This window comes from Gammaproteobacteria bacterium, assembly GCA_022340215.1.
In the GTDB taxonomy this organism is placed as follows: Bacteria; Pseudomonadota; Gammaproteobacteria; order JAJDOJ01; family JAJDOJ01; genus JAJDOJ01.
In genome coordinates, this window is sequence record JAJDOJ010000135.1 from 1 (window position 1) to 5546 (window position 5546).

Sequence of the window (5546 nt, forward strand, 5' to 3'; positions counted from 1 at the left end):
GCCTACCAGTTGTGGTTTCGCGGTAGGCGAGCACGCAAGCGGTTGTATTTCCGTAGCTGCAAACTGCCCAAACCGCACTCAGATGGACACCCCGCTTCCTATGTTTCATACCTGATAGTGGCAAAATACAGGCCTATGCGGCAAAAAACGGTAGACAATAGGCCTTTACCTGAATATATTCGATCAACACCAATGAGTTGCCAAACATGCGCCAAGAATCCTCATCTTTCCGTGGGTACAGGCGAGAGGCACTTTAATCAGAACGTCCTTGAGGAAATTGATAAATGGCTGAGATGGAAGATCGTTGGTTGTCCGTAGGGGATATATGCACCTACCTCGGCGTGAGCAATGACACTGTCTACAGGTGGATTGAAAAACAGGACATGCCCGCCCACCGTGTCGGCCGACTCTGGAAGTTCAAGAAAGATGAGGTTGACGGTTGGGTAAAAGCCGGTGGAGCGACAGATCCATCTGAAAATAAGAAAAAGCGCAAAGGAAAATAGCGGGACATGAACCACGTGATCCACAACAGCATTGTCAATTTTATCTGGGGCATCGCCGACGACGTGTTGCGCGATGTCTATGTGCGCGGCAAGTACCGCGACGTGATCCTGCCGATGACGGTCATTCGCCGTCTCGACGCGCTTTTGGAGCCGAGCAAGGAAAATGTGCTCGGCATGAAAAAGCAGCTCGACGGGGCCGGAATCGCCAACCAGCACGCAGCGCTCTGCCAGGCCTCTGGCGAGGCCTTTTACAATGTCTCGCCCTTTACCTTGCGCGACCTGAAGAACCGCGCCAAGCAACAGCAGCTCAAGGCCGACTTCGAGGCCTATCTGGACGGTTTTTCGCCCAACGTCCAGGAGATCCTCGACAAGTTCAAGTTCCGCAACCAGATCCCCACGTTGATCGAGGCCGACATCCTCGGCCACCTGATTGAGAAGTTCCTCGACGGCCGCGTCAATCTCAGCCCCAAGCCTGTACAGGACGTGGACGGCAACGAGCTGCTCCCGGCGCTCGACAACCATTCGATGGGCACCATTTTCGAGGAGCTGATCCGTCGCTTCAACGAAGAGAACAACGAAGAGGCCGGAGAGCACTTCACGCCCCGCGATGTGGTCAAGCTCATGGCCGACCTGATCTTCCTGCCGGTGGCCGACGACATCGAATCCGGCACCTACCTCGTCTATGACGGCGCCTGCGGCACCGGCGGCATGCTGACAGTGGCCGAGGAACGCCTGGCCGAACTGGCCCAGAGTCACGGCAAGGACGTCTCCATCCATCTTTTCGGTCAGGAGGTGCAGCCGGAAACCTACGCCATTTCCAAGGCCGACCTGCTGCTCAAAGGCGAAGGGGCCGAGGCCGAGAACATGAAGTACGGCTCCACGCTCTCCAGCGATGCCTTCCCGTCACAGGAGTTCGACTTCATGCTCTCCAATCCGCCTTACGGCAAGAGCTGGAAGACCGACCTGGAGCGCCTGGGCGGCAAGGGAGATATCAAGGACCTGCGCTTTGTCACCCAGCACGGCGGCGACCCGGAATACAAGATGGTCACCCGTTCCTCGGACGGGCAGCTCATGTTCCTTGTCAACAAGCTCTCCAAGATGAAGCACACCACCCACTTCGGCAGCCGCATCGCCGAGGTCCACAACGGCTCGTCGCTCTTCACCGGCGACGCCGGTCAGGGCGAAAGCAACATCCGCCGCTGGATCATCGAAAACGACTGGCTGGAGGCCATCATCGCCCTGCCGGAGAACACTTTCTACAACACCGGCATCGCCACCTATATCTGGGTGTTGTCCAACCGCAAGAGCGAGGAGCGTAAAGGCAAGGTCCAGCTCGTCGACGCCACCGAATGGTACGTGCCGCTGCGCCGCAACCTCGGCAAGAAGAACTGCGAGTTCTCCGAGGAACACATCCGCGCCATCTGCGACCTGGTTGTCAACCCGATCCAATCCGACAAATCCAAGATCTTCCCCAACGAGGCCTTCGGCTACTGGAAGGTGACGGTGGACCGTCCGCTGCGCCTAGCCGTTGACCTGAGCCCGGCCCGGCTGGAACGGTTTGAACGGACCTGCGCCAAGGCCAAGGAAGAGCCGCTGGCCAACCTGGCCCGCCGCGTGAACGAAGCCCTCGGAGCCGGTCCGCACCTCGATTTCAATGCCTTCATGGACGCCTGCGACACCGATGCCGACAAGCACGGCGTCAAGCTCACCGCCAAGCGCAAGAAGCTGTTGCAGAGCGAAATCTGCGACACCAGCGAGGATGCCGCGCCGGTACTGAAGAAGGTTCACAAGCCCGGCAAGGCCAAGCCCGATCCCATCCACGGCATGTTCGAGGCCGAGGTGAACGGCAAGACCTGCGTGGTTGAATATGAGCCGGATACCGCCCTGCGCGACAGCGAGCAGATACCGCTGCTGGAAGAAGGCGGCATCGAGGCGTTCTTCCGGCGCGAGGTGTTACCCTACACCCCGGATGCCTGGATCGACCCGGGCAAGACGCTGGTGGGTTACGAGATCTCCTTCACTCGCCATTTCTACCGGCCCGCGCCCATGCGCACCCTGGATGAGATCAAGGCCGACATCTACGCCTTGGAGCAGGAGACCGAGGGGCTGCTGGAACAGATTGTCGGGGAGGCTGAGTGATGAAGCTGGCGCCCTATCCAGAACACAAGAATGCGGGAGTGAGTTGGGTCGGCAGTATTCCCGCGCATTGGCCTGAGAAGCGGGCAAAGTATTACTTTAAAGAAATCGATGAGCGTTCCCAGACAGGAGAAGAGGAAATGCTTTCGGTGTCGCATATCACGGGAGTGACACCCCGCAGCCAGAAGAACGTGACCATGTTCAAGGCCGAGTCGAATGTCGGCCAAAAGCGTTGCCAACCCGGCGATTTGGTCATCAATACGATGTGGGCATGGATGTCTGCTTTGGGCGTCTCGAACCACGACGGAATTGTGAGTCCCGCCTATGGTGTTTACCGTCCAAGAAGCAACCAGGATTACGATAACTATTATCTTGATCACCTGTTGCGGGTTGAAGGGTATCGGTCGGAATACATCTGCCGGTCAACGGGCATCCGCTCTTCCCGGCTCAGGCTCTATCCAGATAAATTTCTGAGCATGCCGGTGGTTTGCCCTCCGCAGGAAGAGCAGCAAGCCATCGCACGATTCCTGAAGGCGCAAGACCGTTTGTTCCGAAAATTCATCCGAAACAAGCGGCGGCTCATCGAGTTGCTCAAGGAGCAGAAGCAGAACGTCATCAATCAGGCCGTGACCCGGGGGCTTGATCCCAGTGTCAAGTTCAAGCCCAGCGGCGTGGAATGGATCGGGGATATTCCGGAGCATTGGGACGCCACGAAGCTCAAACGCGTGGTCAGCTTCAATCCATCAAAGTCTGAGACACGAGCGAATCCGGCGGATGAAGGAAAGGTTGTCTTTCTTCCCATGGAGAACATCTCCGTCAATGGAGATATCAGCTGCACCGAAAAACGTCCTCTGTCCGAAGTCTGGAATGGCTTCACGTATTTCCGACGCGGGGATGTGGTTGTCGCGAAAATCACTCCCTGTTTTGAGAACGGCAAGGGAGCTTACCTCAAAGGGCTTGAATCTGATTTCGGCTTTGGCACTACCGAACTGATCGTTCTTCGCCCTTCAAAGGCAATCGACGGTGCTTTCCTTCGGTTCCTCACATCAACTAAGCAGTTCCTGTTGCTGGGTGAGCAATACATGACCGGCGCGGCTGGCCAGCAGCGAATTCCATCAGATTTTGTAAAGAATTATCCAATTGGTCTGCCACCAATTGATGAGCAACTGGAAATTCTTGAACACATCCAGGAAAAGTCGGCCGAGATCGACCAGGCCATTACCCGCGCCCAACGTGAGATCGAGTTGATGCGCGAATACCGCACCCGGCTGATTTCCGATGTGGTCACCGGTCAGGTGGACGTGCGCGGGATCGAAGTGCCGGAGGTTGCCGAGGAAGAGCTGCTGGCGTTTGATGAAGATTCCAATGGGGCGGATGAGATCATCGACGATGAACTGGAAACGGAGGTTGAGGGATGACTGTTCCTGCTCAGCCGAAGATCTACCACATCGTACATATGGATAGACTGCCATCAATTATTCATAGTGATGGGTTGTGGTGCGATGCAGAGATTGTGAAGCATCCGGGGCTGGGAACGACGATAGGGATGAGTACCATTAAATCGAGGCGCCTCAATGAACTTACCCTGGATAGTCATCCTGGGTTACACGTGGGCGAGTGTGTACCTTTCTATTTTTGTCCCCGTTCGATCATGCTCTACCTGATTTATCAGGGTAATCATCCCGAGCTTACCTATCATGATGGTCAAGGCCCAATCGTGCATCTGGAGTTCGACCTTCAGGCGGCCGTTGCATGGGCCGAAGCGAACAATCGGCGTTGGGCATTCACGCTATCTAACGCAGGTTCTTACTTTTTCGAAGATCGTTGTGATTTGGCTCGATTGAATGAAATAAACTGGGATGCAGTCGGAGCCAATCGTTGGAGTGGGGCAGGAATTTCACCCATGGTCAAGGAAGGCAAGCAGGCGGAGTTTCTGGTGGAAACCAGTTTCCCATGGAGCTTGGTTGAGCGTATTGGCGTGCGTACCAATGCGACATATCACCAGGTGGTCCATGCACTAACCGGTAGCGCCCATAAACCGCAGCTAGAGATCAAGACCGAATGGTATTACTGAGGGGAATTTTAGAATGATTGAATACAAGACAGGCAATATCCTCACTGAAGACGCCGAGGCGATCATCAATACCGTTAATTGTGTCGGCGTGATGGGCCGTGGTATTGCGCTCCAGTTCAAAAAGGCCTTCCCGGAGAACTTCAAGGCCTATGCCGCTGCCTGCAAGCGAGAGGAAGTTCAGCCAGGGTGCATGTTCGTTTTCGATATGGGCGGCCTGACCAATCCACGTTACATCATCAACTTTCCCACCAAGCGTCATTGGCGGGGCAAGAGCCGTATAGAGGATATCGAATCGGGCCTTGAAGCACTGGCCACAGAGATCAGGGTGCGAGGTATCCACTCTATTGCTATCCCGCCGCTGGGTAGCGGTCTGGGTGGATTGGACTGGTCGGAAGTACGACAGCGCATTGAGCGGGCGCTTAGCAGTATGGATGACGTCCGCATCATTATCTTCGAGCCCAAGGGCGCGCCAGGGGTTGAAAAGATGGTGCATAACCGGGAAGTGCCCAACATGACGCCGGGCCGGGCGGCGCTTGTAGAGCTGATGCGCCGCTATTTGAGTGGACTGCTCGATCCATTTGTAACGCTGCTTGAAGTTCACAAGCTGATGTACTTCATGCAGGAAGCGGGTGAACCGTTAAAGCTCCGTTATCAGAAAGCATCTTATGGTCCCTATGCCGAGAATCTTCGACATGTGTTGAATGCCATTGAGGGACATCTGGTTTCCGGCTATGCCGATGGCGGCGACGCGCCGGACAAGCCACTTCAGCTTGTGCCGGGAGCTATAGAGGATGCTACCGAATTCCTTAGTGAGCACGCTGAGACCAGGCAAC

Annotated in this window: 5 protein-coding genes; all 5 read left to right on the forward strand. The window is 55.8% G+C overall.

The window, feature by feature from the left end:
* Nucleotides 1-284: 284 nt before the first annotated feature.
* Nucleotides 285-503 (forward strand): helix-turn-helix domain-containing protein, encoded by a 219-nt coding sequence (locus tag LJE91_09640; protein ID MCG6868964.1) that lies wholly within the window; start codon nt 285-287, stop codon nt 501-503.
* 6 nt (nt 504-509) lie between these two features.
* On the forward strand, nt 510-2642 hold the full coding sequence (locus LJE91_09645; GenBank protein MCG6868965.1) for a type I restriction-modification system subunit M: 2133 nt from the start codon (nt 510-512) through the stop codon (nt 2640-2642).
* Nucleotides 2642-4057, forward strand: coding sequence for a restriction endonuclease subunit S (locus LJE91_09650; GenBank protein ID MCG6868966.1), 1416 nt, complete (start codon nt 2642-2644; stop codon nt 4055-4057). The genes LJE91_09645 and LJE91_09650 overlap by 1 nt, the downstream gene beginning before the upstream one ends.
* A complete protein-coding gene (locus LJE91_09655; protein ID MCG6868967.1) occupies nt 4054-4713 on the forward strand; it encodes a DUF4433 domain-containing protein in 660 nt (219 codons plus the stop codon). The genes LJE91_09650 and LJE91_09655 overlap by 4 nt, the downstream gene beginning before the upstream one ends.
* Nucleotides 4714-4726: 13 nt before the next feature.
* Nucleotides 4727-5546, forward strand: an 820-nt coding sequence (locus tag LJE91_09660) for a macro domain-containing protein (protein ID MCG6868968.1), incomplete at its 3' end; no start/stop codon positions are given.